This window comes from Acinetobacter dispersus, from assembly GCF_009884975.1.
In the GTDB taxonomy this organism is placed as follows: domain Bacteria; phylum Pseudomonadota; class Gammaproteobacteria; order Pseudomonadales; family Moraxellaceae; genus Acinetobacter; species Acinetobacter dispersus.
On the sequence record NZ_CP041970.1, the window covers coordinates 1,568,066 to 1,594,143 of the forward strand.

General features: G+C 40.4%; 27 protein-coding genes and 1 pseudogene. 12 read left to right on the forward strand and 16 right to left on the reverse strand.

Annotation, left to right across the window (positions count from 1 at the left end):
- Positions 1–4: 4 nt before the first annotated feature.
- The gene (locus FPL17_RS07185) at positions 5–577 is read right to left on the reverse strand and encodes a nitroreductase family protein (RefSeq protein WP_159884208.1); all 573 of its coding nucleotides are present in this window, start codon (positions 575–577) and stop codon (positions 5–7) included.
- Between the two features lie 254 nt (positions 578–831).
- Between FPL17_RS07185 and FPL17_RS07190 the strand changes: the two genes are divergently transcribed.
- Positions 832–1,215 carry a hypothetical protein gene (locus tag FPL17_RS07190; protein WP_005189541.1) on the forward strand — a complete coding sequence of 128 codons (384 nt, stop codon included), beginning with the start codon at positions 832–834 and terminating at the stop codon, positions 1,213–1,215.
- A gap of 48 nt (positions 1,216–1,263) precedes the next feature.
- On the opposite strand, the gene FPL17_RS07195 is transcribed toward FPL17_RS07190, so the two are convergent.
- Both FPL17_RS07195 and FPL17_RS07200 read right to left on the reverse strand, forming a co-directional pair.
- Positions 1,264–1,509, reverse strand: coding sequence for a hypothetical protein (locus FPL17_RS07195; RefSeq protein ID WP_159884210.1), 246 nt, complete (start codon positions 1,507–1,509; stop codon positions 1,264–1,266).
- Between the two features lie 154 nt (positions 1,510–1,663).
- On the reverse strand, positions 1,664–2,851 hold the full coding sequence (locus tag FPL17_RS07200) for a phosphoglycerate kinase (protein ID WP_159884212.1): 1,188 nt from the start codon (positions 2,849–2,851) through the stop codon (positions 1,664–1,666).
- Positions 2,852–2,990: 139 nt separating this feature from the next.
- Between FPL17_RS07200 and FPL17_RS07205 the strand changes: the two genes are divergently transcribed.
- Both FPL17_RS07205 and FPL17_RS07210 read left to right on the forward strand, forming a co-directional pair.
- Complete coding sequence (locus FPL17_RS07205) at positions 2,991–3,374, forward strand: DUF2237 family protein (RefSeq protein ID WP_004653014.1); 384 nt, start codon at positions 2,991–2,993, stop codon at positions 3,372–3,374.
- A complete protein-coding gene (locus FPL17_RS07210) occupies positions 3,374–3,967 on the forward strand; it encodes a Maf family protein (RefSeq protein WP_159884214.1) in 594 nt (197 codons plus the stop codon). Before FPL17_RS07205 ends, FPL17_RS07210 begins: the two co-directional genes overlap by 1 nt.
- A gap of 74 nt (positions 3,968–4,041) precedes the next feature.
- On the opposite strand, the gene FPL17_RS07215 is transcribed toward FPL17_RS07210, so the two are convergent.
- Together FPL17_RS07215 and FPL17_RS07220 are read right to left on the reverse strand one after the other, a co-directional pair.
- Positions 4,042–4,311, reverse strand: a complete 270-nt coding sequence (locus FPL17_RS07215) for a hypothetical protein (protein WP_151715806.1) — start codon at positions 4,309–4,311, stop codon at positions 4,042–4,044.
- Between the two features lie 325 nt (positions 4,312–4,636).
- The gene (locus tag FPL17_RS07220) at positions 4,637–6,127 is read right to left on the reverse strand and encodes an MFS transporter (RefSeq protein ID WP_159884216.1); all 1,491 of its coding nucleotides are present in this window, start codon (positions 6,125–6,127) and stop codon (positions 4,637–4,639) included.
- 126 nt (positions 6,128–6,253) lie between these two features.
- Between FPL17_RS07220 and FPL17_RS07225 the strand changes: the two genes are divergently transcribed.
- Both FPL17_RS07225 and FPL17_RS07230 read left to right on the forward strand, forming a co-directional pair.
- On the forward strand, positions 6,254–6,844 hold the full coding sequence (locus FPL17_RS07225; RefSeq protein WP_159884218.1) for a TetR family transcriptional regulator: 591 nt from the start codon (positions 6,254–6,256) through the stop codon (positions 6,842–6,844).
- A gap of 7 nt (positions 6,845–6,851) precedes the next feature.
- Positions 6,852–7,355, forward strand: a pseudogene (locus FPL17_RS07230) (GNAT family N-acetyltransferase).
- An 11-nt stretch (positions 7,356–7,366) separates the two neighbouring features.
- Here FPL17_RS07230 and FPL17_RS07235 read toward each other — a convergent pair.
- The 3 genes from FPL17_RS07235 to FPL17_RS07245 form a co-directional block, all read right to left on the reverse strand.
- Positions 7,367–8,620 carry a serine hydrolase domain-containing protein gene (locus FPL17_RS07235; RefSeq protein WP_159884220.1) on the reverse strand — a complete coding sequence of 418 codons (1,254 nt, stop codon included), beginning with the start codon at positions 8,618–8,620 and terminating at the stop codon, positions 7,367–7,369.
- An 82-nt stretch (positions 8,621–8,702) separates the two neighbouring features.
- A complete protein-coding gene (locus tag FPL17_RS07240; protein WP_005189564.1) occupies positions 8,703–9,557 on the reverse strand; it encodes a MaoC family dehydratase in 855 nt (284 codons plus the stop codon).
- Positions 9,558–9,622: 65 nt separating this feature from the next.
- Positions 9,623–11,014, reverse strand: coding sequence for a 3-oxoacyl-ACP reductase (locus FPL17_RS07245; RefSeq protein WP_005211775.1), 1,392 nt, complete (start codon positions 11,012–11,014; stop codon positions 9,623–9,625).
- Between the two features lie 223 nt (positions 11,015–11,237).
- On the opposite strand from FPL17_RS07245, the gene FPL17_RS07250 reads away from it, so the two are divergent.
- Positions 11,238–12,773 carry an acetyl-CoA C-acetyltransferase gene (locus FPL17_RS07250; RefSeq protein WP_151715801.1) on the forward strand — a complete coding sequence of 512 codons (1,536 nt, stop codon included), beginning with the start codon at positions 11,238–11,240 and terminating at the stop codon, positions 12,771–12,773.
- A gap of 582 nt (positions 12,774–13,355) precedes the next feature.
- Here the strand turns inward: FPL17_RS07250 and FPL17_RS07255 are convergent.
- The 4 genes from FPL17_RS07255 to FPL17_RS07270 all read right to left on the reverse strand — a co-directional run bounded on the left by FPL17_RS07255 (position 13,356) and on the right by FPL17_RS07270 (position 15,823).
- Positions 13,356–13,709 (reverse strand): hypothetical protein, encoded by a 354-nt coding sequence (locus FPL17_RS07255; RefSeq protein WP_159884222.1) that lies wholly within the window; start codon positions 13,707–13,709, stop codon positions 13,356–13,358.
- Positions 13,710–13,831: 122 nt separating this feature from the next.
- The gene (locus tag FPL17_RS07260) at positions 13,832–14,620 is read right to left on the reverse strand and encodes a glutathione S-transferase N-terminal domain-containing protein (protein WP_159884224.1); all 789 of its coding nucleotides are present in this window, start codon (positions 14,618–14,620) and stop codon (positions 13,832–13,834) included.
- 12 nt (positions 14,621–14,632) lie between these two features.
- Complete coding sequence (gene rraA / locus FPL17_RS07265; protein WP_005189586.1) at positions 14,633–15,145, reverse strand: ribonuclease E activity regulator RraA; 513 nt, start codon at positions 15,143–15,145, stop codon at positions 14,633–14,635.
- Positions 15,146–15,157: 12 nt separating this feature from the next.
- Positions 15,158–15,823 carry an NAD(P)H-binding protein gene (locus FPL17_RS07270; protein WP_159884226.1) on the reverse strand — a complete coding sequence of 222 codons (666 nt, stop codon included), beginning with the start codon at positions 15,821–15,823 and terminating at the stop codon, positions 15,158–15,160.
- 213 nt (positions 15,824–16,036) lie between these two features.
- On the opposite strand from FPL17_RS07270, the gene rpsT reads away from it, so the two are divergent.
- Entirely contained in the window at positions 16,037–16,303 is a 267-nt protein-coding gene (gene rpsT, locus FPL17_RS07275; RefSeq protein WP_004807943.1) for a 30S ribosomal protein S20, read from the forward strand.
- A 48-nt stretch (positions 16,304–16,351) separates the two neighbouring features.
- Here rpsT and FPL17_RS07280 read toward each other — a convergent pair whose 3' ends face one another.
- On the reverse strand, positions 16,352–17,614 hold the full coding sequence (locus FPL17_RS07280; RefSeq protein WP_159884228.1) for a hypothetical protein: 1,263 nt from the start codon (positions 17,612–17,614) through the stop codon (positions 16,352–16,354).
- A 185-nt stretch (positions 17,615–17,799) separates the two neighbouring features.
- A complete protein-coding gene (locus FPL17_RS07285) occupies positions 17,800–20,688 on the reverse strand; it encodes a M66 family metalloprotease (protein WP_159884230.1) in 2,889 nt (962 codons plus the stop codon).
- 316 nt (positions 20,689–21,004) lie between these two features.
- Between FPL17_RS07285 and FPL17_RS07290 the strand changes: the two genes are divergently transcribed.
- Positions 21,005–21,421 (forward strand): hypothetical protein, encoded by a 417-nt coding sequence (locus tag FPL17_RS07290; protein WP_159884232.1) that lies wholly within the window; start codon positions 21,005–21,007, stop codon positions 21,419–21,421.
- 148 nt (positions 21,422–21,569) lie between these two features.
- Here the strand turns inward: FPL17_RS07290 and FPL17_RS07295 are convergent, their stop codons facing one another.
- Together FPL17_RS07295 and FPL17_RS07300 are read right to left on the reverse strand one after the other, a co-directional pair.
- Positions 21,570–22,301, reverse strand: coding sequence for a histidine phosphatase family protein (locus FPL17_RS07295; RefSeq protein ID WP_005189594.1), 732 nt, complete (start codon positions 22,299–22,301; stop codon positions 21,570–21,572).
- Positions 22,302–22,352: 51 nt separating this feature from the next.
- Entirely contained in the window at positions 22,353–23,210 is an 858-nt protein-coding gene (locus tag FPL17_RS07300; RefSeq protein WP_159884234.1) for a 3'(2'),5'-bisphosphate nucleotidase CysQ family protein, read from the reverse strand.
- An 11-nt stretch (positions 23,211–23,221) separates the two neighbouring features.
- On the opposite strand from FPL17_RS07300, the gene FPL17_RS07305 reads away from it, so the two are divergent.
- From FPL17_RS07305 to FPL17_RS07320, 4 genes are all read left to right on the forward strand, one after another.
- Positions 23,222–23,923: an HAD-IA family hydrolase gene (locus FPL17_RS07305; RefSeq protein ID WP_159884236.1), complete on the forward strand. Its 702-nt coding sequence runs from the start codon at positions 23,222–23,224 to the stop codon at positions 23,921–23,923.
- The gene (locus FPL17_RS07310; protein WP_151715792.1) at positions 23,907–24,335 is read left to right on the forward strand and encodes an RNA-binding S4 domain-containing protein; all 429 of its coding nucleotides are present in this window, start codon (positions 23,907–23,909) and stop codon (positions 24,333–24,335) included. Before FPL17_RS07305 ends, FPL17_RS07310 begins: the two co-directional genes overlap by 17 nt.
- Positions 24,336–24,504: 169 nt before the next feature.
- Positions 24,505–25,551, forward strand: a complete 1,047-nt coding sequence (gene recA / locus FPL17_RS07315; protein ID WP_004807961.1) for a recombinase RecA — start codon at positions 24,505–24,507, stop codon at positions 25,549–25,551.
- A 42-nt stretch (positions 25,552–25,593) separates the two neighbouring features.
- Positions 25,594–26,076, forward strand: coding sequence for a regulatory protein RecX (locus FPL17_RS07320; RefSeq protein WP_159884238.1), 483 nt, complete (start codon positions 25,594–25,596; stop codon positions 26,074–26,076).
- Positions 26,077–26,078: the final 2 nt, after the last annotated feature.

Genomic DNA, 26,078 nt, shown 5'->3' on the forward strand with positions numbered 1-26,078 from the left:
TAGGTTATTGCCATACTTTTACAAAATCTTGACTATCTATTTCTGCTCTTGGCGCAATCGCTTTCGCTGCTGTTCCAATATAAATAATTCCAGAAATAAGATCCTGTTGTTTTAATCCCAATTGCTGTTTCAACCAATTCGATTCAACCACAGCCCCAGAACGCCACATGGTTGCAAAGCCTTGCGCTTGTAATGACAACAAGAAGTTTTGAATTGCAGCCCCTGTACTTAAAATCTGTTCAAAGTGTGGAACTTTAGGATGATCTTGAATCGCGGTTAATGCTAAAACCAACAAAGGTGCACGAAACGGATGCTGTTTCACTCGATCAAGTTGTGCAGAATCTGTCTCACCCAAATCTGCTAAAGCACTCGCCAATTGCTCACCAAAAGCCGCGCGTAACTCTGGGGTGACAACCACAAAACGAGTTGGTTTTAAACGATGATGATCAGGCGCAGTCAATGCAGCTTGCACTGCTTTTTCGAGTTGTTCTGTATTTGGTGCAGGCTCAATCAGTTGCCCAATAGATTGACGTTGATGAATATTTTGATGAATTGTCTCTATATTTGAGTCCGTCATTGAAATGAATCTAACTAACACAAGGATGGCGCTAGATTAGCATAATCTGAATGATTTCCACTATGCTTAATTCATGCTTGTCACAGACGTCTATATTGAATTTCGTGAGTAAATAACAAATATCATCATCGCTAAACTCATCATTCATTTGAGAAAATTTACAGAGTGTCTGCACAAACTGTACATAACCTGCAAAAGCGCTCAGAAATTCTATGTTCCAATAATACAATTATGTAACGACTTGAGAACAAGTAATGAAAAAAACCTTAATCATGAGTTTAGTTGGTGGCTTGGCACTCGGATTGACAGCGTGTGCATCTACACCAACCAACACGTTGGCAATTCAAAAAGAAAATAATCAGTACGAAGTCACAGGTATTGGTAAAACCAATCTAATTGCAAAAAACAATGCTGTAACTGCTGCTCAAAAGACCTGTACCCGTAACACAGCCCCAGTCGTTGTTGACGAAAAAACTGCGTACCAAGGGGTACTAAAAGGTGTGGTCGATGAGCAAACCGGTAAAATGGTCGAAGCTGCTGCAGGCGTAATCGGAACAATTACAGGTAAAAATGCTTCTCTGGCGCGTGATGATGATTATCAAACCACGCTTACCTTCTACTGCAAAGCTAATTCATAAATACAAAAAAGCCGATGTTTTAACATCGGCTTTTATTTTCTCAATCACTTAGTGCGCTTCGCTCGCAGCGACTTCAGATGCTACACTGTGTTCAGCAACATCTGTATTATTTTCATCTAAATTCGGTTTATCAATCGCATCAATTGCAGCTTGTTGCTCTGGGGATGTCTGTGTTGATACAGCAGAAGCTGCTTGATCTTGCTGTTCAGCATTTTTCGCTTCTTCTTTCTTTGCACATGCAGTCAGCATGATTGGAGCAATAATTAGAGCGGCAAGGGTTAATTTAAATTTCATCACGGCTTTCCACAGTTACTTGGTTAAGTTGTGACAAGCATATTTCAGATATGTGACATTTTGATGACGACAACGTTGTGCAAAAGTAAAAAGAGCCGATTTTAATCGACTCTTTTAAAACTATCTTTTGATTAATCAATGAATTAAAACCTGATTAAGCACGCTCAAGTAAAACTGCAACAGCAGGTAAAGTTTTGCCTTCTACGAACTCTAAGAATGCACCACCACCTGTTGAGATATAACCAATTTGATCAGCAACTTGATATTTATCAATTGCAGCCAATGTATCACCACCACCCGCAATCGAGAAACCAGCGGATTCAGCAATCGCCAATGAAAGTGTTTTGGTTCCTTCACCGAATTGATCTACTTCAAACACACCCACTGGGCCATTCCAAAGAATTGTTTTAGAAGATTTTAAGATGTCCGCAAATGCTTTAGCCGTTTCAGGGCCAACATCCAAAATCATATCGGTGTCAGTGACATCAGCAACGTTTTTCACAACAGCTTGTGCACTTGCCAATGAACCAAGGAAATCTTCAAAGTTGATTTGGCTTGCATCTGCAACCACAACATCTGTAGGTAATGGAACACTGACTTTTGCAGCAATTTGCTTTGCAGTTTCAACCAAATCTTCTTCGTAAAGTGACTTACCGACATTAAAACCAGCTGCAGCCAAGAATGTATTGGCAATACCACCACCCACGATCAATTGATCACAGATTGTAGACAATGAAGTCAACACATCAAGTTTAGTTGATACTTTAGAGCCAGCAACAATTGCAACCATTGGTTTTTCTGGGGTTTGCATTGCACGGCCAAGCGCATCTAACTCAGCTGCCAATAAAGGACCCGCAGCTGCGATTGGCGCAAAACGTGCTGCACCTTCTGTTGATGCTTCTGCACGGTGCGCTGTACCGAATGCATCCATAACAAATACATCGCATAACGCAGCATATTTCTTCGCAAGCTCTTCGTTATTTTTCTTTTCGCCATGGTTGAAACGAACGTTTTCAAGTAACACAACTTGACCCGCAGCCACTTCAACGCCATCTAAATAATCTGTGAATAATTTGACCTCTTGACCCAACGCTTTGCTTAAATAAGCAGCTACAGGTGCAAGTGATTGTTCTGGTTTTGGCTCACCTTCTACAGGACGACCAAGATGAGAAAATACCATCACTGCTGCGCCTTTTTCTAAAGCAGCTTTAATTGTTGGCAATGCAGCACGTAAACGTGCATCACTGGTAATTTCCCCATTTTTTACAGGAACGTTTAAGTCTTCACGAATAAGGACACGTTTACCTGTTAAATCAAGATCAGTCATGCGCTGAAAATTCATGGATGGCTCTCTAGTTGATTTTAAAAACGGCATAATTTTAAATGATTCTCTGAAATAAAGGTGAGTTTTTTTGCAGAAAAGCTGCCGAAAGCTTCAGTTTTGATTATGATAATCACCGTCACTAAATCTTTCTATTATTATGTCAATTCATCCAGATCCAAAAATTAATCGTTTAAACGTGCTTGGCGAACCTTTAGCCAGTTGTTGTTATGACCCAATCACTGGGTATTTTCGTAATGGCTTTTGCCACACGGCGGTCACCGATTTAGGTCAGCATACGATGTGTGCACAAATGACTTCTGAATTTCTAAATTTCTCACAAAAAGTCGGCAATGACCTCATTACTCCGTTACCTGAAGTAGGCTTCCCTGGTCTTAAACCAGGTGACTTCTGGTGTATCTGTGTGACGCGTTGGGTCGAAGCTTATCAAGCAGGACAAGCACCACCGATTAAGTTGAATGCTTGCCATAATGCCGTACTGCATTATGTTCCCTTGAATATCCTTGTGGAATACGCGGTGTAATGAACCAACATGAATTGATTTTGGCATCCAGCAGTCAAACCCGTAAATATCTGATGGATCGTTTAAGGCTGGATTATCGTTGTATTTCCCCTGATATTGATGAATCTGCATCAGGTGAAATACATGCCGATGATTTGGCCAAACGTCTTGCTTTTGAGAAAGCAGGTGTGATTGCTCAGCAACATCCTGATGCAATTGTGATTGGTTCAGATCAAGTGGCTTGGCGCGAACATGCTCCGTATGACTTTATTGGCAAACCACTGAGTGTTGAAAATGCCATTCAACAATTGCAGGCAAACTCGGGTCAAACCGTGTTTTTCAGTACCGCGCTCAGCGTCCAACATTTGCAATCTGGCTTTAAAACCACACTGGTCGAACATTACCAAGTCAAATTTCGCCAGCTGACATTGCCAGAAATTGAGCGTTATATTGAAATTGACCAACCCTTGCATTGTGCGGGTAGTTTTAAATGTGAAAGTTTGGGGATTAGCTTATTTGAAAAAATGGTGGGTGATGATCAAACCACCTTGATGGGCTTACCCATGATTCAATTGTGTAAGATCTTACGTGAATTTGGGATAACTATTCCTTAATATCTTTTTCGAGGATTCTTCTTTGCTGTTGTATAGTTATGATGACTTAAAAAATAATAGTCTTCTATCAATATTTAGATGGAATAACCTGCTTCTCTCATCTGCATCATAATAGAGTCATCAAATTCCTCATTTGAGATTCCCCTAATTGACTTAATACTTTTCCAATGCCAAATGAGTGGTAAAACTTTGCTATCTAAAAGAAAATATTCCTCAAGAAAAATAGAAGCTAAATCATGCTTATCCAATTCAACATTCGCTATCAATATACGGTTCAATACGACACTTGGTTTTTCACCCTGCAATATTAACTTAAGTTGACTCTTAATATTAAAATTTGACATATGCAATTACTTTGATATTTAGGGGTTAAAAAGAATTTTTTCGAAATTTCTCTAGACAATGTAACACAATATTCTAATTCTATTAATTTGGCCCCCTAATTTTCAAATATCGCCAAGTAAATATTTTAAATTTTTTTTGTCAGGTCAATACTCTATTAACTTAAAATTATTTGGATAACTTAACATAAGTAAAGTTTCTTACTTCTCAATCATTCCCTCTGTGCTTATATCTAGAAATTACAGAACAAAACTATTATTTATTCAAAGATGTTAATCTTCCTTAAAAACACCCTGACCTAAACTCAGTTTAGATCAGGGTCAGTGATTACTCTTCGACTACAGTGACTCGCTTTGGCAAAGCAAACCAAATAAAAATCGACAAGATCAAGAATAAGAGCGCTGCTACATTCAACACAGAACGATGCGATTGACTAAAAGCCTGTTTTGCAGCTGCAATGACATGTTCAGCAATCATTGGCTGTAATTGCTTAGCGGCTTGAACGGCCTCACCAATCGAACTACTCACCTGTTCAATGATGTTATGTGGTACATCGGCTGGAACCACAATCGAGTTGGCATAAAACCATGACAACATCAGACCGAAAAAGGCAATGCCTAGACCAGCTCCCAGCTCATATGCCATCCCTTCAATTGCCCCTGCTGCGGTCGCCTTACTTGGCGGTACTGAAGACATAATTGCAGAAGTTGACGCCAGTAAAGCAATTTCCACACTTAAACCTAAAACAACCATCCAGCTCCAGACCTGCATCTTCGCCTGCATAAAGTCAGTATTTGCCAAGCCCCACAAACTTACAGCGCTCATCAACATACCCAGCGATGCCACTGAGCGCAGACCGAAACGATTGACCAGCATACTGGCAATTGGACCGCCTAAACTGATCGCAATCATAAACGGTAAAATAAATGCCCCAGCAGCCAACGGTGAGAGTTGGTAAACAAATTGCAATTCCTGAGAAATCAGCAACTCGAATCCAACCAAAGCCATCATTGATACAATTGCCATCACCACACCTGTCGCAATCACAGGATGTTTGAATAATTGAATATCAATCATTGGAGACGTTGATGTGAGCTGTGTACGAATAAAGCCAATCAATAAACTAAAACCAACTGCAAATATCAGAACTGACCAGATACTAAAACCATGCATGACAGTCTTAATCGCATAGATCATACTCAGGATTGCAACCACCAATACAATGGCCTGTAATAAGTTAAGATTTTGCTTTGGTTGCCCTGCCTGCTTTGGAATCACAAACACAGTTAAAGCAAGTACAGCAATCATAATCGGAACATTGATCAGGAACACTGAACCCCAATGAAAATGCTCAAGCAAAAAACCACCAAGCAATGGACCAAAGGCTGCACCACCACCACCGACAGTTGCCCAAACACCTAAAGCAAAGTTACGCTGTTTTTCATCAAGAAAAGTATTACGAACCGCAGACAAAGTCGCAGGTAAAATCATGGCTGCACCAACAGCCAATAAAGCACGAGAACCAATTAATGCATAAGCGGTAGAAGAAAAGGCAGCGGCCAATGATGCTAGACCAAATAAGATACCACCAATGATCATCAGCTTTTTAAAGCCAATACGGTCTCCCAAGGCACCCATTGGCAGAATCAGGCCTGCCATGACTAAGGAATAAATATCAATAATCCACAGCAATTCATTTGCGGATAATGAAAGTGACTCACTCAACGTCGGTGTCGCCACATGTAAAACGGTTGCATCAATTGATACAGGAAGATAAATCAGTACAACGATTGCAAGAATTAACCACTTGCGTGACATAAATGCCTCTAAATTGGACAATTGTTCAAGTTGGCGTTATTATAACCAAAATTGAACACTTGTCCAACTTTTAAAGTTGAGTTAATTTGTCTCTAATTTGTATGTACTCATAGGTGCTAAAAAAGAATGGCTTATTTAAACCGCGAACAACGTCGTGAAATGATTTTACAAGCTGCGATGCAGGTCGCATTAAACGAAGGTTTTTCTGCAATGACAGTTCGTCGTATCGCCACTGAAGCCCAAACCTCGACAGGACAAGTACATCACCACTTTGCTTCCAACTCGCATTTAAAAGCAGAAGCCTTTATCAAATTGATGCAACAACTAGACGAAATTGAAAATCAGGTCAACACAGCCAACGCTTTACAGCGCCTCTCTCTGTTACTCGGTTGCGAAAATATTGAGCAAATCCAACCTTATTTAAGATTATGGAATGAAGCTGAAATCCTTATTGATCAAGATGAAGAAATAAAACGGGCCTATAATATTGCTATGCAAGACTGGCATCGTTCAATTGTACGGATGATCAATGAAGGTCAAGCATTAGGTGAATTTCATTTTGAGACCAATAGCGATGACATCGCATGGCGACTAATTGCATTTGTCTGTGGCCTAGAAGGGATTTACAAACTGGGGTTGATTGGCTTAAATGAAAACGATTTTAAACGCCACACCGAAGCCATTATTCAAGCAGAATTATTTAAGAAATCAAAATGAGTAAACAATGAAACGAGCACTCTTACAAACGGCAAGACTCGATTTATTTGTATTTAAAATGGATGACCTTGTTGATATCTACCCTTGCGTGACAAAAACATTAACCCGTTATATGGCTTGGGAGCCTGCTCAAAACCTCGTAGCCCAAGAAAAAATTGGGCAACAATGGCTGATCGCCGAAACAAACCATACCGATCGCCATTTTGTATTACGTCGTAAATAAGATCAGCTGTTTATTGGTCTCATCGGTGTGCATCGAATGCATACAGCAACACCTGAACTGGGATTATGGATTCGGGAAGATTGCCACAATCAAGGCTTTGCCAAAGAAGCAATTTTAGAAGTATTCCGTTGGGCCTCTACTCACATATCCGCCCAATATTTCCTATACCCTGTTGCAGTGGATAATCAACCAAGTCGTAAACTGGCTGAAATGTTAGGTGGAACTATTGCTGCATACAAGACTGAAAGCAAATATGATGCAGTGATTTACCACATTCCACCCTATTAAATTAAGGTAAATTAAAACCAGCCTTTTCGACCTGTTAATATTTCATCTGCACAGCGGAGCGCTTCTTGGCTCAAGCCCCATAGACGATAGTCCCCTGTTGCCGAGGTAATATTAAAATTATGGGTATAAGCAAAACTGAGTTCACGATCAAAATCACACCATGCTCCTGAGCCATTAAAGCCAACATGTCCAAAGCCATGCGGTGCTCGTTTACCCATCGTTAAAATACGGTGATAACCCAAACGCCAATGCATTGGAATCGGCATCACGCGATCACGTGCTTTGCTTTGTACCGTACTGAGTTGCTTAAACACTTCTGGGCGAATCAGTTGTTGCCCCTGCCATTGCCCTTGATTGGCTAGCATTGCATAAACTTTTGCCAAACTATCGGCAGTAAATACCCCATTGGCCGCAGGAATAACAGCTTGCAAACCTTCATCACTGTAGAAACTAAAATGACGCATGCCTTTTGGAATCATGGCATCTTGGAAATCTTGTGGATTTTGCCCAGAGAGCTCCAATAAGCGTTCTGATAAGGATGCTTTACGTGGTTGACTGTTTTTATTTTGTTGCGGTTTAGCTTGAGATGCCGTTTTCGGTTTTTCCAATAAACGTGCAACACGATTTAATTCTGCTGTTGGCGTCCCAAAATACGCACCATCCAGTTCAAGCGGTTGTACCAGATAACGTTGCATCAGCCAACTTAAGGGTTGCTTGGCTGCTTTCTCAAGCACACCACCCAAAATCCAGCCATAGGTCAAAGGCTGATAGGCAAAACTTTGTCCAGCAGCAAAACGTGGTATCGCCGCGGCAATCACATCCAGCATATGCGACCAATCCAGCATTTCCGTTGCTGTTTCAATGGTATTGCGAATGTCAAATAAACCGCTTTGATGTGATAAAACATGACGTAAAGTAATATTGGCTTTACCATTTTGAGCGAACTCAGGCCAATAATGTGCAATCGGTTGCTCATAATCCAGCACACCTTCACTCACTAAAATATGTGTAAGTGTTGCGAGAATGCCTTTCCCCGTTGAATAACACATGGCTAAAGTATTGGATTGCCAATCTTCTTCTTGAGATTTCTTACCCGTATAAATATCAACAACTTTTTGACCTTGGAAATAAACCACCAATGCAGCGCCACCTTGCTGGGTTCGTGCATCTTGTAGACGGCTAAATTGGCTTGCCAAGTCAATAAATCGCTCATCAACACTGCCATGATAATGATGCGTATCAGCAAATAGAATTTCTTTAATCAAAGCTCAATTCCTTATGATATTTATGTTTCTTATAATGTCCCTGTTGCAAACAACAGGGAGCATTTACACGACATGACCGTAATTAAAGTGCTTTCACTGTACCCGCAACATGTGGCTTTTTAGATTTCACATTACGAATCAAGAAATCTGTTTGTTTTGGCTCGGCTGCAGTTAAAAACTCTACCGTAGAAGGTAAAAACATCGGTAGTTTAAACCATACATCCGCTTCATAAGCTGCAGGTAATTCGATACTTGCCAAAGCTTTAGCTTTACTCCACATCCCATGTGCAATCGCCTGTTTAAAACCAAACGCTTTTGCAGTCACAGCATGGATATGAATCAAGTTAAAGTCACCCGAAATCACGGCATAACGACGACCTGTATTTTCAGAAATATTCCACTCTGCTTGTGGCTGGTAAGCAGGTTCTTTCACTTCTTTGGCTTTTTCGGTCGCTTTTTTCTCAGTTTTTTGGCGTGATAAATAAGTGGTTAAACTTTCCATCACTACTTCACCACCGACTTTCGCAGTCGTGATGAAATCAAACTGTAAACCTTTGTCATGCGGTTTTAGCTCGCCAAACTTGCACGATAAAGTGATTTGCTCATTCACAGCAATTTTGCGCGTTTGCTTGATTTGGTTACGAATATGCACCAAACCCAAGATCGGGAATGGGAATGCTTCACTGGTCATCATGTGCATTTGCAGACTTTGCGACAAAACTGCCAAATAGATTGCTGGCACGAAACCATCATTTTTAAAACCACAAATCTCGTTATAGCTTTCTAAATGTTTGCTATCAATCTTAAGTGTATCCACCACATACTCAACTTGTGGCAGAACCTTTTCACCTTTTGGCTTTTTGAAAATGAGACCTTGAATGACTTTTGGATAAGCTAAATAAGGTTTTGGCAACTGACTAAAATGACGTGTATTCATAATAAACCTTTCAATATTTTTATAAAAAAGGGATGCTCAAGCACCCCTCTTCAAAACCCTAATGCTTAAGCACCTAACAAGCTTTGACCGCAGACGCGAACAACGTTACCTGTTACACCTGTTGAACCAGTAGAAGCATACCAAGCAATTGCTTCAGCCACATCTACAGGTAAACCACCTTGGTTCATTGAGTTCATACGGCGACCTGCTTCACGAATTGCGAACGGAATCGCGGCAGTCATTTGTGTTTCGATAAAACCTGGTGCAACCGCATTGATGGTAATACCATTCTTTAATGTCGGCGCAGTAAATTTAACCAAACCAATTACACCTGCTTTTGACACAGCATAGTTAGTTTGACCGAGGTTACCCGCGATACCACTGATCGATGATACACAAACGATACGACCATTTGCATTTAAACCATCATGAGATAGTAAGTAATCGTTAACACGCTCGATTGCAGACAAGTTAATGTTGATTACAAGATCCCAAAGCTCAGGCTTCATGTTTGCCAAAGTTTTGTCACGGGTAATTCCAGCGTTATGTACGATCACATCTACGCCGCCTTGTTTTGCAGCAGCAGTTTTAATTTTCTCGCCCGCATCAGCAGCAGTGATGTCGATTGCCAATACTGAACCACCAATTGAACCAGCAACACGCTCAAGATCAGCTTGTTGCTGTGGAACGTCTAAACAAATGACATGTGCACCATCACGCGCCAATACATGCGCAATCGCTTCACCAATACCACGGCTCGCACCAGTGACTAATGCTGTCTTACCCGCAAGTGGTTTCGCCCAATCCAAATCAACCACATCGGCTTTAGACACACGGATCACTTGACCAGATACATAAGCAGAACGCGGTGAAATCAAGAAACGTAAAGTTGATTCAAGGTTTGCTTCTGCACCTTGGTCCACATAGACCACTTGTGCAGTAATACCCTTTTTGAATTCTTTACCAACAGACTTGATAAAACCTTCAAGCGCACGTTGTGCAATCGCTTGTTTGACGGTTTTTGCAGTTTCAGGTGTAGTACCAATCACAATCACACGACCTGAACTTGAGATTTGGCGTGCAATTGGATTAAAGAAGTCGTATAGCGCTTTTAATTGTGCTGAATCTTGAATGCCAGACGCATCAAACACAACCGCTTTAAATTTAGACTCTTTGTCATCGGCATTAAGAGGACGAAGATTTAAACCTACTTTGGCAGCCGTTTGTTGTAATTCAACATTATTGCCCACATAGCTATCTGCATGAATATTGCTAAGAACTTGAGCAATCGCAGCAGAAACCGTGCTTGATGGTGCTGCGCCAAGCAATACTGCACCGTTTACAACTGGTTGAGCGCTTTCAAAACGGTCTAGTGCAACTGGCGAAGGTAAACCTAAGTTTTTTACAACAAATTTACCTAAAGGTGATTGTGTAAATGCTTGGTATTGATCAGTCATGGTTATTATCTCTCATACAAATGAATTTGTTACAAACACATGAATCATGTTGGGATATGGCATGAAATCAATGTCTGATTGACTCATCACAAATCATACTTGAGTTCATGTCTAGATGTCTTGACCTGAATGTGGTCTCAAGCGTCATTCTAGTCAATACAGCAGTATTGGAAATATGGTATGTTTGTAGCAAGAATATCGCAATTATGCTTGGAAAAGCCTTATGAGCAAAACAACTCAAGAAAATCCAGCAGTCGAGACTTCTGCTACAGAGACTGTGTCAAATACATCAAAAGCAGCTTCTACTTCGCGTAAAACTGCAAGCACATCTTCTAAAGCAGCAAGTACGACACCAAAAACAACGCGTGCTCGCTCTACAACACGTAGTGCGGGTACGACAAAAAGTACTGCTGCGTCTACAACGACGAAAGCAGCTACAGCTAAAACAACCAAACCTTCTGTTCAACAGGATAAAACCATGAGCCAAAACACTGTGCGCCGTGTTGCCATTATCGGCGGTAACCGTATTCCTTTCGCTCGCTCTAACGGCGCTTATTTCACAGCTTCTAACATCGATATGTTTACAGCTGCGTTAAACGGTTTGGTTGAGCGCTTCAACCTACAAGGTCAACGCCTAGGTGAAGTGGTTGCTGGTGCCGTATTAAAGCACAGCCGTGATTTCAACATGACTCGTGAGTGTGTTTTAAATACTCAACTTGCTCCAGAAACTCCTGCATATGACATTCAACAAGCATGTGGTACTGGTTTACAAGCAGCATTCCTCGTTGCAAATAAGATTGCATTAGGTCAAATCGAAGTCGGTGTTGCTGGTGGTGTTGATACCACTTCTGATGCACCGATCGCTTTCGGTGATGGCTTACGTAAAGCATTATTAGAGCTTAACATTGCTAAAACTGGTAAAGACCGTTTAAAAGCTTTAGCAAAAATCAATGTTAAAGATCTTATGGATGCACCTAAAAATGGTGAGCCACGTACGGGCTTATCTATGGGTGACCATCAAGCTATTACTGCGCTTGAGTGGGGTATTCCACGTGAAGAGCAAGATGCTTTAGCTGCTTCTTCTCACCAAAAAATGGCAAAAGCATACGAAGAAGGTTTCTTCGATGACTTAATCACGCCATTCTTGGGTTTAAGCCGTGACAACAACTTACGTGCTGACTCTACTGCTGAGAAATTAGCAAAATTAAAACCTGCATTTGGTAAAGGCGAAGCTGCAACCATGACAGCGGGTAACTCTACACCGTTAACTGATGGTGCTTCATGTGTACTGTTAGCGTCTGAAGAATGGGCTAAAGCAAATGGTCACGAAGTACTTGCTTACCTGACTTTCTCTGAAACTGCTGCGGTTGATTTCGTTGGTAAGAAAGAAGGCTTATTGATGGCACCTGCTTATGCAGTTCCACGTATGCTTGAGCGTGCTGGTCTTAAACTTCAAGATTTCGACTACTACGAAATCCACGAAGCATTTGCGTCACAAGTTCTTTCCACCTTGAAAGCTTGGGAAGATGAAAAATTCTGTAAAGAGCGTTTAGGCTTAGATGCGCCTTTAGGTTCAATTGATCGTAGCAAGCTGAACATCAAAGGTTCGTCTTTAGCTGCGGGTCACCCATTCGCTGCAACAGGTGGTCGTATCATCGCGACTGCTGCGAAAATCTTAAATGAAAAAGGTTCAGGTCGTATCCTCGTTTCGATCTGTGCTGCTGGTGGTCAAGGTGTAACGGCGATTATTGAAAAATAATCTCTGACCTGATCAAAAAAAGGGATTAAATCTTTGGATTTAGTCCCTTTTTTTATTATTATTTTGGTTATATAAACAACAACTCAAAATAACATTTATCCTATGCAGTCATTCTTATTCGATCAACTTTTTTATATCGGTACTTGGCATCCAATTTTGCTGGTTCTATTATTTTTATTTGGGTTTTATCTTGCGGAATTATCTTTTAAAAAAGCTTTAGCTAAATATCCAGTGGAAAGCCTACAAGGCTATAAAAGGACAATGAACAGCATATTTTTTAGTACTCTATTTTTTGCGATGAGCTATGTCTTTAATTTTAATTTTATCTTTTTCATTTCTTCATGCATTGCTCTACCCTATATGACAACTCGAAAAATAAACTATCAAATTACCAATGGGTATTAGAGATGTGGTTATTCATAATAAATATCTTCCTGTTTTTAGGGCTATGCTTTGTACTACTTCACTTTTTAGCAGGTGAAGAAAGGCATTTATCTATTATTATATTTTTCGCTTCTTGTCTGTGGTTTATGAGCTTTATAGTTTGGATGTTATACTTTAAAGACCATCTTCCCACTTAGGCTATTTAGCCCGCTTAAATTTCACATAATAGTCATTTAACACTTTAATCGCTTGCTTCAACTCTTTTAGATTTTCTTCTGTATTTCCTAATCGCTCAACAAAGCGTTGTGAATGAATTTCCAAGTCAATCTTTTCATTGATTTGTGGTGCAATCCGAAATAGCTTTTCTAAATCATCAAATCGGTCTAATTTTCGATTAGAAAAATATTCCAAACGAACGCTCAACCCATTCAACACCACGCCATTCAGAATCGCGCCCTGCTCTGCATCAAATACCAAAGCATGTTCTTTTAAAAATAACTGCTCAGGTGTCTCTTTGGAACTTTTGAATAGTTTGCTCAACTGGCTTAACATCGATCAATCACATCACTCTACTTTTCACTGGTATTAAACCGTTAAAACGACCAATCAAGCAACACTCACATCACACAACTACCTATAAAAAAAGCATCTTCTACGAGATGCTTTCTTAGCACTTATTTTCCGTACTGCGTTTTTAAATATTCCACAATGTTGGCAGATTCAAACATTTTTACGCCTGTGTTCGGATCAACCAAATACGGAACCTGAATATCTCTCCCCATCACCTCTACAACCTTTTCGCGTTTGCCATTAGGCAATGGAATATATTTTCCAGGTTTTAAACGTAAAGCTGCGGGTCCCATGTCCTGCCAACGTTCTTTTGAGACATTATGCAAAATATAAGGTAGTTCTAATTCCGTCAAAACTTCGCGCACTAAACGCGTATAAGGACTGGCCTCGAAGCTCCACAGCTCCAATAATTCATCTGGCGCAGGACGATCAACAATCTGCTGGTTAATCCATACACCACGCGCTGCATTGGCAACTGTTGCTAAAGTAGAGACATAAGGGAGTTTTGGGTAATGACTAAATTTCTTCGGTGTCTGCCCACTGTTCCCATAATGTTTAAACAAGTGATGAATGATTTGCTGTGACTCATATAACTGGTCACCTGTATTTTCATCAATCAAAAATGGAAATTGGCGTTTACCACCTTTTGCTTTGACGATTTGGCGGTACTTTTGACCACCTTTAGGACATGGATAAATTTCTACGTCCAAATTCAACAAGGTGATGACTTCGCGGACACGACGACAAAATGGAGAACCTTCAAATTCATAGAGCTTAAGTGCTTTTGCAGGTTGATTTGGAAATGGTGTGCCAGAAACACCTCGCCCACCTTCAATCACACTTGCAAGCACAGATTGTAAAACCTTGAATTGATGGTTCACCATTTTCAACATAACGCTATCCTTTTAGCAATCGACTAATTTTTCTTTTGCAATCACAATACCGTTATTATCTGCATAGAGATAATCACCAGAATTGATCGTCACACTGCCAAAATACAATGTGATATCAACTTCACCTATGCCTTTACGATTACTTTTTTGCGGGATTGCAGCCAATGCATGTACGCCTAAATCCAATTCTGCAATCGCATCGACATCACGTACGCAACCATAGATCACCACGCCATTCCAGTGATGTTTTACCGCAGACTCCGCAATCAAGTCTCCCATCAACGCACAACGCATTGAAGCACCACCATCAACAACCAAGACTTTGCCAGTACCATCAGTTGCCAAGAGCTCTTTCACACGAGAGTTATCTTCAAAACACTTTACAGTGACCACTTGCCCACCAAAGGTCTTACGCGCACCATAACTTTTAAAGAATTTACCATCGAGTGAAGGTATTACCACTTGTAGGTCTTTTTCAGGATTATCATCTAACAAATCACACGTTACGAAAGGGATCGTTGTCACTGAAATTCTCCATTATTTGCTTTGTTGTATGCTTAAATTGTCATAGAGTTTGAATGCAGCTGTCTGCGTTTGTGCTGCAAGCAACATAGTATGCGCCAATTGCTCAGCCGTTACAGGTTTAAGTTTAAACGGTCTAGTCCATGTCTTTTCAACGAGCTTAAAAATCGTTTGAGCCATATCTTCCAAGACCCGCACTTCACTTCGTTTACCAATTAATAGTGACGGCTGGAAGATCGATAGCTTATAAATTGACAAGCTTTTGAGGTAGTTTTCCAGCTCACCTTTGACTTTATTATAAAAAACTGGTGAATTAGCATTCGCTCCCAACGCACTGACCATTAATAAATGAATATTTTTATCCTGAACTAAATCAGCAAAATGGGCATTGATTTCATAATCAATCGCGTAAAATGCCTCTTTCGATCCTGCTTGTTTTATGGTGCTTCCCAAGCAGCTGAATGCATGTGTATAAGTACTGACATCCTCATCATTGAGTAATAAGAAATCCTCTAAAACAAGCTGATTAACCTTACTGTAAGTCTTTAATGTATCTGATTTTTTTCTAACAACAACGGTAATCGCATTGAAGTCATCCGAATGTTGTAACTCATCAATGAGCGCTTGACCAACCAAACCTGTAGCACCAATGACGATTGCCTTTTTATCACCTATTTTCATTTTTATTTATTCCAATCAATATCTAAGGCTAATGTAACGTTTTCTTGCACAGTTTTCACCTGTTAAATGTACTTAAAAGTATCACAAGACTTGACTTCGCGGCTTAGTTTCCTCAAAATATGGCACTTGTTTACGGGCTGGTGAATGTTGCTAATGTTTTATTGGTTTTAACTTCAGCCCGCCCAGACCAACTTATTTTCAAGGAGTGCACGAGTGGCAAACTCTGCTCAAGCTAAAAAACGTGCTCGTCAAAACGTTAAAGCACGTAAACACAACGCAAGCTTACGTTCTATGGTTCGTACTTATATCAAACGTACTGTAAATGCGATCGCTGCTGGTGATTATGCTGTTGCTACAGAAGCTTATAAAACAGCTGTACCTGTAATCGACCGTATGGCTGATAAAGGCATCATCCACAAAAATAAAGCTGCTCGTCATAAGAGCCGCTTGAACGCTCAAGTTAAAGCATTAGCTAACTAATTTGATGCACATAAAAAAGCCCGAATTTTTCGGGCTTTTTTATTGCCTTTAATTTTTCACATAAGGCTGTAAGCCCGTTCCCGCCTCTGCCACGATCTTGAGCAGCTTTTGGCATAATATATAACTCTCCTCCAACAAGCCCAAATCGCTCGCTCGGGCATTGCTCTGCATCAACAAAGCCTTATGCTGTTGATAACGTTCTTGCAAATACAACTGATCTTGGCTTAATGCAATTATCATCAACTCAAAACGAAAATCTAAATCAATTTTAATATCTGCTGGCATATCTCCGTAAGCCCATGCCTGTAATGCTTCTAACCGACCTTGCCCTAGATTTGAAAAAATAAAATTAATATAAGCATCCAAGTTAGTAAAGAAATCCTGAATATCTGTTTGTGTATCCCAGCGCCCCATCAACGCAAAACTCGGTTCTACATTATTTTTTTGCCCCGTATTTTTATGCACATCCATTGAACGTAGACGAAAAATCAGGCGTTCAGGCAACTGCTCTTGCAATTGATCAGGAATAAAACGATCTGTAAAATCCATCGCAAAAGACAGCATTGGACTGACTGTTAATTTCCTAAGCACCATTTTCAACTGATAGAAAATACCAAGCTGCTTTTGAGTCAGTAAAAAACAACGATAGCCTGTATCCAACGCCAGTTCAGGCCGTCCGATATTGCCCCAATTTGAAATAAAATCATGTGCAACATTAAATACATCCAACTTTAAATGCTGGGCATAACTTTGCTGCTCAAACCATTGACTAATCAATTGTTCCGCTTCAGGCATGCTTTGTGGTATTTGAAAATGATTTAATTGATTTTTTGGCTCAGAAATTGATTCAGGCTCTTTGATTTTTAAAGGCTCTAACAAATACGGCTGCAACATATTTGAGACCGCATTTTCAGGCGATTGCAACTCACCAATGGCCCATACATTATAATTCGGTTCATAGAAACCAATTCCCGTTTCATGAACCGCCTCATAAAAGACCCGATAAACCGCATCATTTTGTGCTTCATGTGCTAACACATCCAGTTGCACACTGGCGCATAAACCCTGAGCAAATCGATCCTTGATTCCTTGTACCCACTGTTGCGTCTGTTCAGAAAAATAGAGTTGATATTGCGGATCACAAATTTTGTCTGAAAACAGATCCAACCATGCTTGTAATGTTTTGCCGTGACTCGCTATATTCCGATATTGCTGATGAAGTTCAAAAGCAACTTGTTGTGAATCATCTTCTGCTGGGACTTTGCCTGTAAAGATTTCAGGTTCCCATAAATAAATTGTGTTTAATAACATCTTTTTATCCAATTTTGCGTCAAGTTTCGCTTTTTATTTTCATATCATGACGAAAATTCATACATTTTAAAAGTACACTTTTATATTTTTTATCGTTATAAGAAATCTATTCTAGATAAAAAATATGAAGCCCCGAAGGACTTCATATCATCAATTTATGACTTTCAGATAAAACACTCAAATCATTAAGGATTAGATTGTAAAACCTTAGCCGCCAATACCAGATTCTTCGCAGACAAACCCGCAAGCACCAAGCTATTATTCATCACTGGAATGCTCCATTTTTGATTAGCACCACTGGTACAACGATAGCGAATTAGACGCGCACGATTATTAGTTAAATAGCCACCTTCCAAATCGAAGCACTGATTCGATTGCTTAATCGCTTGTGCCGTAGTATCAAGCTCCCACACTTGACTACTTGCACTGCTACAAGGTATCAGGTTGATAACATTGCCAGCTGTAGTCGTTAAGCACTGATCTATATATTGCTTATTATGGATTTTACCCAATGCATCATAAATCCATTTCTCTAAGTCATCACCGACACAACCAGTTGATCCACTAATAAATGCATTTAAATCACCATTCGCCAACTTCTCAGCTTTTAAACAATTGGTTCTATTTAATAAACTGGTGCTTGATGCAAAATTCAAATCACCTTTGAGTTCTAACTTTTCAACAAAAGCACGGAACGCAGTTAATGCGTCGGCATTTAAATTGGTCAAGTCCGAACGATATACATTGATCCAGCGATTGAGTCGATAAAGCTTAATTTGTTGCTGGGTATAACGCACCATCTCATTCTGAGCATCTGGCGATAGTTGATCTTTAAAGGTTCTATATGAATCAAATAGTAACTTTGCATCCGTCGAAAGATTTACAACTGGCTTGTTTTTATTCTCAACTAAAGCCTGCTCTAATTGAGGCAGCTCAATCGCTCTAAGCGCTGAATATCCAGCCTCTTTACCAATTTCAACTGCAGGTGCTAGAGCCACTGTACTCACAGGAATAGATGTACTTGAAAGTAGCACTGCTGCTTGATTGGCCTTTTTACAATACAAATTCACTTGCTGCGGTGCATCACTTTGTGCAAGGTTGACATGGAACTTATTGGCGTTGCTATTCGAATTCATTCGTTGCGGTGCTAAAGCAATATTTTGACTTGCACTGGCAAACTGCACATTCAGCCAACAACTTGCTGTTACTGTATTCGGATTGGCTTGCGGTAGATCAAACACATTGCCCCAATTTCCTTTGGCTGCTGGATAAACCAAACCCACTTGTGCCTCTGGATCATATCCACCCAAGATGGTATAGACTGGCACACCAAACATTCTTGGTTTCAAGTAATTACCATCAGCACGGTTATACCAAACATTGCTTGAGTTTGGTGTTTTAGGCTGAGCAACTTCCATGACTCGGGTTGTGGCGTTCCATTTTTTATAACCCGTTGGAGAAGTTGCATCCCAAACATAACGATCAAATGCAGGCTGAATTTTTAAATAGGTACTATAGCCAGTGTAATGCGTATATTTAGAAATGCTACTTGCCGTCGCACCACCAGACATTGCATCCCAACCATAGGCATATTTATTCAGGAAGTTCGGTACACCATTTGCACCATCACCTAAATTGGTCGTCGTCCAATTGAGATTACCGCGCATTTTATTTCTAAACGCAATATAGCCCCAGCCACTGTCTGCATGGTGTGCTGCCCAAAACATATTATCCCCAACAGAACCAGGATAATGCCCAAGCCCATAATGATGACCAATCTCATGACTAAACTCATTGCCGACAGAGTCAATCAAGGTCAGCATACCATTCCCGCCACTGAGACCGTGAGTTGCCTCACCGTTACTATATTTGCCGCGTGCATAATGGGCCACCACACTTTGCGTAATTTGTGGCTGTTCTTGGCTCGCCATTGAAGCACTGGTGATGCCCCAGTTGGCCAAGTTAATTCCCACACCAAAAGTTGATTTAGCTGTATTTTCACGCATATCCCCACTATAAACATCACCCGTGGTTGCACTTGCCGAGTCGTAGATCACCCCACTTGCGACCATGACTTTATTCAGCTTTAAATCCTCATATTTGGTCACGATCATACGTGCAGCAGGAATAGTCTGAAAATAATCTGTCCCTGCTTTGGCAGGTTCAAGCAACATATAGTGGCCTGTTGACTTCGGAGGGTCCGTTAATAAGCCCAAACGGATATTTTGTACAACCAGTTCACCTGGTGCAGCCAAATCAATATTGTCTGCAGTTAAATCGCCACTACGATTATTCAGCGGATCAACCACGCGGAGATGTAAACCGGCACGAATTTCGCTCCATTTTAAAGCAACCGTCCATGCTCTTTTAGAGTAACTCACAGGCGGACGCCCATCAGTATTGGATTGATCAGAGGCTGCAATTCTTGACGGCTCTTTTAATTTAACCGTTCTGAGTAGTTGATTACCTTGATAAATTTCGACTTGTAGCTTCTGTAAATCACCCATTTCTGCCAATGGTGTCACCAACAATAAGGCATCTTTTTCTGTGGTTAGACGTGGCATTGAGTCTTTTTCATTATTCTTAGGATTGACCACATGACTTTGTGCAAATTGCAGCATCGCAGCAAAACTGCCATTTAGATCATTACGCAGTAGACGTGGCAGTCCAAGCTTATCGTAATCATAAAAACCAAGTACCGATTCATCTATTATATTTTTACGAGGTTCTGGATACTTTTCTACCACAGGTGGAATGGATGGTGTTTCTGTATTGCCTCCTCCACCTTGGCTCGGTGTTTCTGGTGTCGTGTTACCCGAACCATTACTGCCATTATTCGGTGTTTCAGGTTTTGTATTTCCTGAACCGTTATTTGGAGTCTCTGGCGTTCCATCCCCAGGTAACTCATTGGTTCCATCACCTGGCGTAGGGCTGGTATTTCCTCCTGCACCATGATCATTTTTTGGCGGCTCCGTATTATTTGTTGCATTTGAATGATCTGCACCACCACCACCGCAAGCGACGATCATGGCCGATAACAAACAAACCGTTAAATGTTTAAGTTGTAATTGCATCACACTTCCCCAAGAAAAACTTGATAAATTATCGTTAATGACAAATTAAGTTAATTAGTTAAAATTAATATAAATCATGTATTTATATATACTATCAACTTAAATAGCAGGAAGGGAAATTAATTTATCGTAAAAACAAGAAAGACTGGATTTATTACACTTTTACCGTAACTCAATATGATTTAGATTTCTAAATTAAACAGAACTCCCCCACCAGCACTACACTTCCCTCACTCAAACTACCTACTTTATACCGTTAGAATTCATTTAAATTTAGGTTCTGAACAATAATCAATCTACAAAACTGGAGAGCCAAATGCATAAGAATGGAAAGCTCATCATCGCAGTCGCACTTTTTTCATGCAGCAGTCTAAGTTTTGCTGCAAGCTGCACAAGTACCATCGAGAACAATACATTCAGTACCCTCACCGTTCCCGCAGGTGCACATTGCACACTCAACAATTCCTCAATTGAAGGCGATGTAAATATCGGGAAAGGTGGTAGTTTGATTTTAAATAGCTCGTCTATCCAAGGCAGCATTCAAGCTAACCAAGCAAAAGCAATCAAATTAATCAACTCAAGTGTCAGTGGTGATATACATATTGCACAAGCTGCAACAACATTAAGTTTAGATAAGTCGATAATTTCAGGGAATATTCACTGTTCGGCTTCAACCAAGTTGCAAGCAAACCTCAGTAATATCGAAGGACAAAAAATTGGAAAATGTAGTTAATCAGGCTTTAATCCAATCCTGTAAATATGTGAATCCAAATGATCATTTTTTGGATTCACATCAACAACAATCTAATTCTATTGATTAGTGAGTTATTATCCGATTTGATTTTAGTATTTCAAAGCAATCTTTCTATTGTCGACCAGAGCTAGCGATTCAAAAACTGCTTTATTTCTAACGCTTGCCGCTCACCACGCCAAATCCATTTTAATTGACTTTCCGCAAAATCATCACCCTCAAACCATACAAACAAACCTTCCATCATGTCTGGCCAATCCGTTTGTTCAATTTGATTTTTACCTGAGATCACCGCGACAATTGCAGCAAGAATTGTGTCATGACTTACAGCCAAGCTTAAACCATTCTGTTGTGTAGGATGGGTATGATAAAGCAATTCCAATACATCAAATACCCCTGTAATGGGATGTTTCATCCCAGGTAAAGCATTATTCACAAAGCTATTAATAAACCCTAATGCACCCTGCTTGCGAAAATAAGGCGCTGCCTGCTGTATGTCCAAAACAAAGCTGCCCGGTTCAACCAATAGACGCTGCTCAACAATTTCAATCTGATGGGTATTAACGGCTTTACGTGTTTCATCAGCACCTTCAATCATCAAAGCAGCAGTATCCACACAGCGCTGAATCGGGCTGGAAATACAATGTTGAATCGCCCGATCCGTATTTTGAATTAAATATTGCCCCCAAGCATAAGCCAAATCCCGACCTTGCTCAGTCAACTGCAGATCATAACCTGCCAAACCTTGCCCATTCACCAACTCACGTAAAGAGTGGCGCGTAAACAAAGTTACAGGCGTTGAAGCATCTGGCAGTAAATCAATTGCTTCAAACATACTTTTAGGCAATAAATGCAGAGTCATATTCACATACAGGCTTTAATTTAACTCACTATAGCATGAGCCAGATAACACTCAATCTAAAATGCCAGAACGACTGAGCGCATCGTATGCAATATTTTTGCAATGCTGATCACGATAAGCGATAAAGCCACCATTCAACACAGTCTCGCGCTGATTATATAGAAATGGTTTTTGATCCAAGGTCATCAAGCCACCACCAATACTTTCTAACAAGGCTTGTCCTGAGCTGGTATCCCATTCTGAGGTTGGATGGAAACGCGGATAAATATCGATTTCCCCTTCCAACATCATACAAAACTTATAAGCACTGCCCGCTTCACGACGCTCAACTTCACGATTCTGCAAAATCGGTTCAATAAAATTTTTATACTTTGGATTTTTACTGTTATGGCTCAAACCAATTTGCAACGGAGCCACCAGATCATGCTCTTCAAGCTGATATTGGAACCACTCTTGTCGACTGAAACTATATTTATACGGTAATTGCGAGGTATGTCCAATGTACATTACCTGCTCGCATGGCACAGCAATAATCGCAAATATGGTCTGATGACCGTCAATCAAACTCAGATTAGTCGTAAATTCATCCCGCTCATGAATAAACTCTTTAGTACCATCCAACGGATCTAGCATCCAACACTGTTGCCATGCTGCACGGGCTGAATAATCACTTTCTTCAGACAATACCGGTAATTCAGGCGTCACTGTCGCTAAGTGCTTTAATAAGAAGTGATTTACCTTTAAATCCGCTTGCGTTACAGGCGAATCATCGCTTTTTTCCTGAATATTAAACTCGCAACCAGCACAATAACTTTGGTATTCTTCCAACAATATTTGACTTGCCTGCGCCATGATCGGAACAAGTTGTGAAATTAACTGATCTTGTGGGGCAAGCGTTTTAATAAACATAGACCAACCTTATGTCATATTCAGATTTACAGCAGCCTATCGTCATGTTCGACATGGACGGCACATTACTCGATTTAGCCTTTGATGATTTCATTTGGAATCATTGTTTGCCTGAACGTCATGCTCAAGTTCACCAATGTACACTTGAGCAAAGTCAACAAACACTATTTCAATTTTACCAACAGCATAAGCATACACTATCTTGGTATTCTTCGGCGTACTGGACGGCTAAAGTTGGAGTTGATGTATTACAACTACAGTACGAGCATCGCGAAAAAATTCGTGCCCGTGTCGGCTGTCATCAACTCTTGCAACAACTCAATGCCCAAGGTTATCGTTGCTGGTTACTAACCAATGCAGATCGTGCAGGCTTACAACTCAAACTTGAAAATGTCGAACTGAGCCCATACTTTGAACTTATGATCAGCAGTGAAGAACTCGGGCATGCCAAAGAGGACGTTGGCTTTTGGCAAAAACTACAGCAACAGCATCCATTTAATCCAGCACAGGCAGTCTTTATTGATGACACAGTTGCTGTACTAAAAGGTGCAGAAGATTTTGGCATCCCCCAACTGTTCAGTATTCTTCAACCTTCTAGCAGCAAAGCAGCAAGACTTTCTACTGAATTGCCTTACCCAGCACTCGATCAGCTCACTGAACTCTTTGATTATCTTGAAACCAACACACAGGTAACAGATGCCAAAACAGCATGAAGCAGAAAGCATGGATACCATGCGCATTGACAAATGGCTTTGGGTCGCACGTTTTTTTAAAACCCGTTCGATTGCCAAAGCTGCAATTGAAGGTGGTAAAGTCCATCACAATAATGATCGCGTCAAAGTCTCTAGAGATGTACGTATTGGAATGGAACTGACCATTCAACAAGGTTTTGAGAAGAAAACCGTAGTTGTCAAAGCACTTTCTTCTATCCGTGGTGGCGCGCCTATGGCACAACTACTTTATGAAGAAACTGCAGAAAGTATAGAGCGTAGGGAGTTGCATGCCTCACAACGAAAATTGCATAATCTAGCCCGACCAGATCATCGACCAAGCAAAAAAGATCGTCGTGATATCAATCGTTTTAAGCAAGAAAATGTACAATCCTGGTCTTATCATGATGAATAGATTGGATGAATATTTTCTGTTTTTGGATGCGTCATCTCGTGTCGCATAGACACAGATCAGATGTAGAATAAACAACTAGAATCTGCCACTATACTCAAGTCCCAACAAGTTGAGATTCAATACATCCACTTGGGTTAGTCGTTAAGAAATAAAGTTTTGAGGTTTTGAGATGGATGATAATAAAAGTAAAGCGCTACAAGCTGCCTTAGGTCAGATTGAAAAGCAATTTGGTAAAAATACCGTGATGCGCTTAGGTGATAACACTGTTTTAGCAGTTGAAGCTGTTTCTACAGGTTCTCTAACATTAGATATCGCATTAGGGATTGGTGGATTACCTAAGGGTCGTATTGTTGAAATTTATGGTCCAGAATCTTCAGGTAAAACCACCATGACATTGCAAGCGATCGCACAATGTCAGAAGAATGGCGGTACATGTGCATTTATCGATGCAGAACATGCTTTAGATCCTGAATATGCACGTAAACTCGGTGTAGATATTGATAACCTATTGGTTTCACAACCCGACCATGGTGAACAAGCACTAGAAATTGCTGACATGTTGGTTCGCTCAGGTGCAATTGACCTCATCGTTGTCGACTCCGTAGCTGCATTAACCCCGAAAGCTGAAATTGAAGGCGAAATGGGTGATTCACACATGGGCTTACAGGCTCGTTTGATGAGCCAGGCACTGCGTAAGATCACAGGTAATGCAAAACGCTCAAACTGTATGGTGATCTTCATTAACCAAATCCGTATGAAGATTGGTGTCATGTTTGGTAGCCCAGAAACAACAACGGGTGGTAATGCACTTAAATTCTATGCTTCTGTTCGTTTAGATATTCGTCGTATCGGTGCAGTAAAAGAAGGCGATGAAATCACAGGTAACGAAACACGCGTTAAAGTTGTTAAAAACAAAATGGCACCTCCGTTCAAAGAAGCGGTATTCCAAATCATGTATGGTCGAGGTACCAACCAGTTGGGTGAACTCGTTGATCTAGCCGTTCAACAAGATATCGTTCAAAAAGCAGGTGCTTGGTATTCATACCAAGGTAATAAAATTGGGCAAGGTAAAAATAATGTGATTCGTCATTTTGAAGAGAATCCATTGATGGCTCAAGAAATTGAAAAAATCATTCGTGAACAGCTTCTCACCAAGAATAAAAATGAAGCAGCTCAAAATGAGATTGAAGAAGAACCAGATTTACTAGAAATCTAAACTGAAACGCCCTTCGGGGCGTTTTTTTTTAATGAGGAAGGCATGTTTAATTCAGATCAAACCGAGAAACCTAAAACGCTCACTGGGCAACGATTACGCTCCTATGCTTTTGCCCTACTCACGCGTCGTGATTATTCAAAAGCTGAATTAATCAGCAAACTAAATCTCTATGCAATCAATCCAGATGAAGTGGCCAACCTTGTCGAAGAATTAGCACAACAGAACTATCAAAGTGATCAACGTGTTGCTGAGCTGACGCTCGCCAGCCAAATTAGAAAAGGTAAAGGTTTACAACGAATCAAACAGGCATTAAAAGCAAAACAACTGGATGCAGAGCTAATTACTGAGGAACTTCAAGAAGTAGACTGGCTTGATCAAGCTTATCAGCTTAAGGTCAAGAAATTTGGAGAAGAAGTCGCAACTGACCCTAAAATCAAAGCAAAACAAGTTCGATTTTTACAATATCGTGGTTTTGATATGGGGGTAATTATGAAAGCGATTGCTCGAACGAGCGAAGAGGAATAAAT

Excerpts from the sequence above, each read along its gene's own strand:
- FPL17_RS07185 (WP_159884208.1), bottom strand. The coding sequence starts at position 577 with ATGACGGACTCAAATATAGAGACAATTCATCAAAATATTCATCAACGT.
- FPL17_RS07190 (WP_005189541.1), top strand. The coding sequence starts at position 832 with ATGAAAAAAACCTTAATCATGAGTTTAGTTGGTGGCTTGGCACTCGGA.
- FPL17_RS07195 (WP_159884210.1), bottom strand. The coding sequence starts at position 1,509 with ATGAAATTTAAATTAACCCTTGCCGCTCTAATTATTGCTCCAATCATG.
- FPL17_RS07200 (WP_159884212.1), bottom strand. The coding sequence starts at position 2,851 with ATGAATTTTCAGCGCATGACTGATCTTGATTTAACAGGTAAACGTGTC.
- FPL17_RS07205 (WP_004653014.1), top strand. The coding sequence starts at position 2,991 with ATGTCAATTCATCCAGATCCAAAAATTAATCGTTTAAACGTGCTTGGC.
- FPL17_RS07210 (WP_159884214.1), top strand. The coding sequence starts at position 3,374 with ATGAACCAACATGAATTGATTTTGGCATCCAGCAGTCAAACCCGTAAA.
- FPL17_RS07215 (WP_151715806.1), bottom strand. The coding sequence starts at position 4,311 with ATGTCAAATTTTAATATTAAGAGTCAACTTAAGTTAATATTGCAGGGT.
- FPL17_RS07220 (WP_159884216.1), bottom strand. The coding sequence starts at position 6,127 with ATGTCACGCAAGTGGTTAATTCTTGCAATCGTTGTACTGATTTATCTT.
- FPL17_RS07225 (WP_159884218.1), top strand. The coding sequence starts at position 6,254 with ATGGCTTATTTAAACCGCGAACAACGTCGTGAAATGATTTTACAAGCT.
- FPL17_RS07240 (WP_005189564.1), bottom strand. The coding sequence starts at position 9,557 with ATGAATACACGTCATTTTAGTCAGTTGCCAAAACCTTATTTAGCTTAT.
- FPL17_RS07245 (WP_005211775.1), bottom strand. The coding sequence starts at position 11,014 with ATGACTGATCAATACCAAGCATTTACACAATCACCTTTAGGTAAATTT.
- FPL17_RS07250 (WP_151715801.1), top strand. The coding sequence starts at position 11,238 with ATGAGCAAAACAACTCAAGAAAATCCAGCAGTCGAGACTTCTGCTACA.
- FPL17_RS07255 (WP_159884222.1), bottom strand. The coding sequence starts at position 13,709 with ATGTTAAGCCAGTTGAGCAAACTATTCAAAAGTTCCAAAGAGACACCT.
- FPL17_RS07260 (WP_159884224.1), bottom strand. The coding sequence starts at position 14,620 with ATGTTGAAAATGGTGAACCATCAATTCAAGGTTTTACAATCTGTGCTT.
- FPL17_RS07270 (WP_159884226.1), bottom strand. The coding sequence starts at position 15,823 with ATGAAAATAGGTGATAAAAAGGCAATCGTCATTGGTGCTACAGGTTTG.
- FPL17_RS07280 (WP_159884228.1), bottom strand. The coding sequence starts at position 17,614 with ATGTTATTAAACACAATTTATTTATGGGAACCTGAAATCTTTACAGGC.
- FPL17_RS07285 (WP_159884230.1), bottom strand. The coding sequence starts at position 20,688 with ATGCAATTACAACTTAAACATTTAACGGTTTGTTTGTTATCGGCCATG.
- FPL17_RS07290 (WP_159884232.1), top strand. The coding sequence starts at position 21,005 with ATGCATAAGAATGGAAAGCTCATCATCGCAGTCGCACTTTTTTCATGC.
- FPL17_RS07295 (WP_005189594.1), bottom strand. The coding sequence starts at position 22,301 with ATGACTCTGCATTTATTGCCTAAAAGTATGTTTGAAGCAATTGATTTA.
- FPL17_RS07300 (WP_159884234.1), bottom strand. The coding sequence starts at position 23,210 with ATGTTTATTAAAACGCTTGCCCCACAAGATCAGTTAATTTCACAACTT.
- FPL17_RS07305 (WP_159884236.1), top strand. The coding sequence starts at position 23,222 with ATGTCATATTCAGATTTACAGCAGCCTATCGTCATGTTCGACATGGAC.
- FPL17_RS07310 (WP_151715792.1), top strand. The coding sequence starts at position 23,907 with ATGCCAAAACAGCATGAAGCAGAAAGCATGGATACCATGCGCATTGAC.
- recA (WP_004807961.1), top strand. The coding sequence starts at position 24,505 with ATGGATGATAATAAAAGTAAAGCGCTACAAGCTGCCTTAGGTCAGATT.
- FPL17_RS07320 (WP_159884238.1), top strand. The coding sequence starts at position 25,594 with ATGTTTAATTCAGATCAAACCGAGAAACCTAAAACGCTCACTGGGCAA.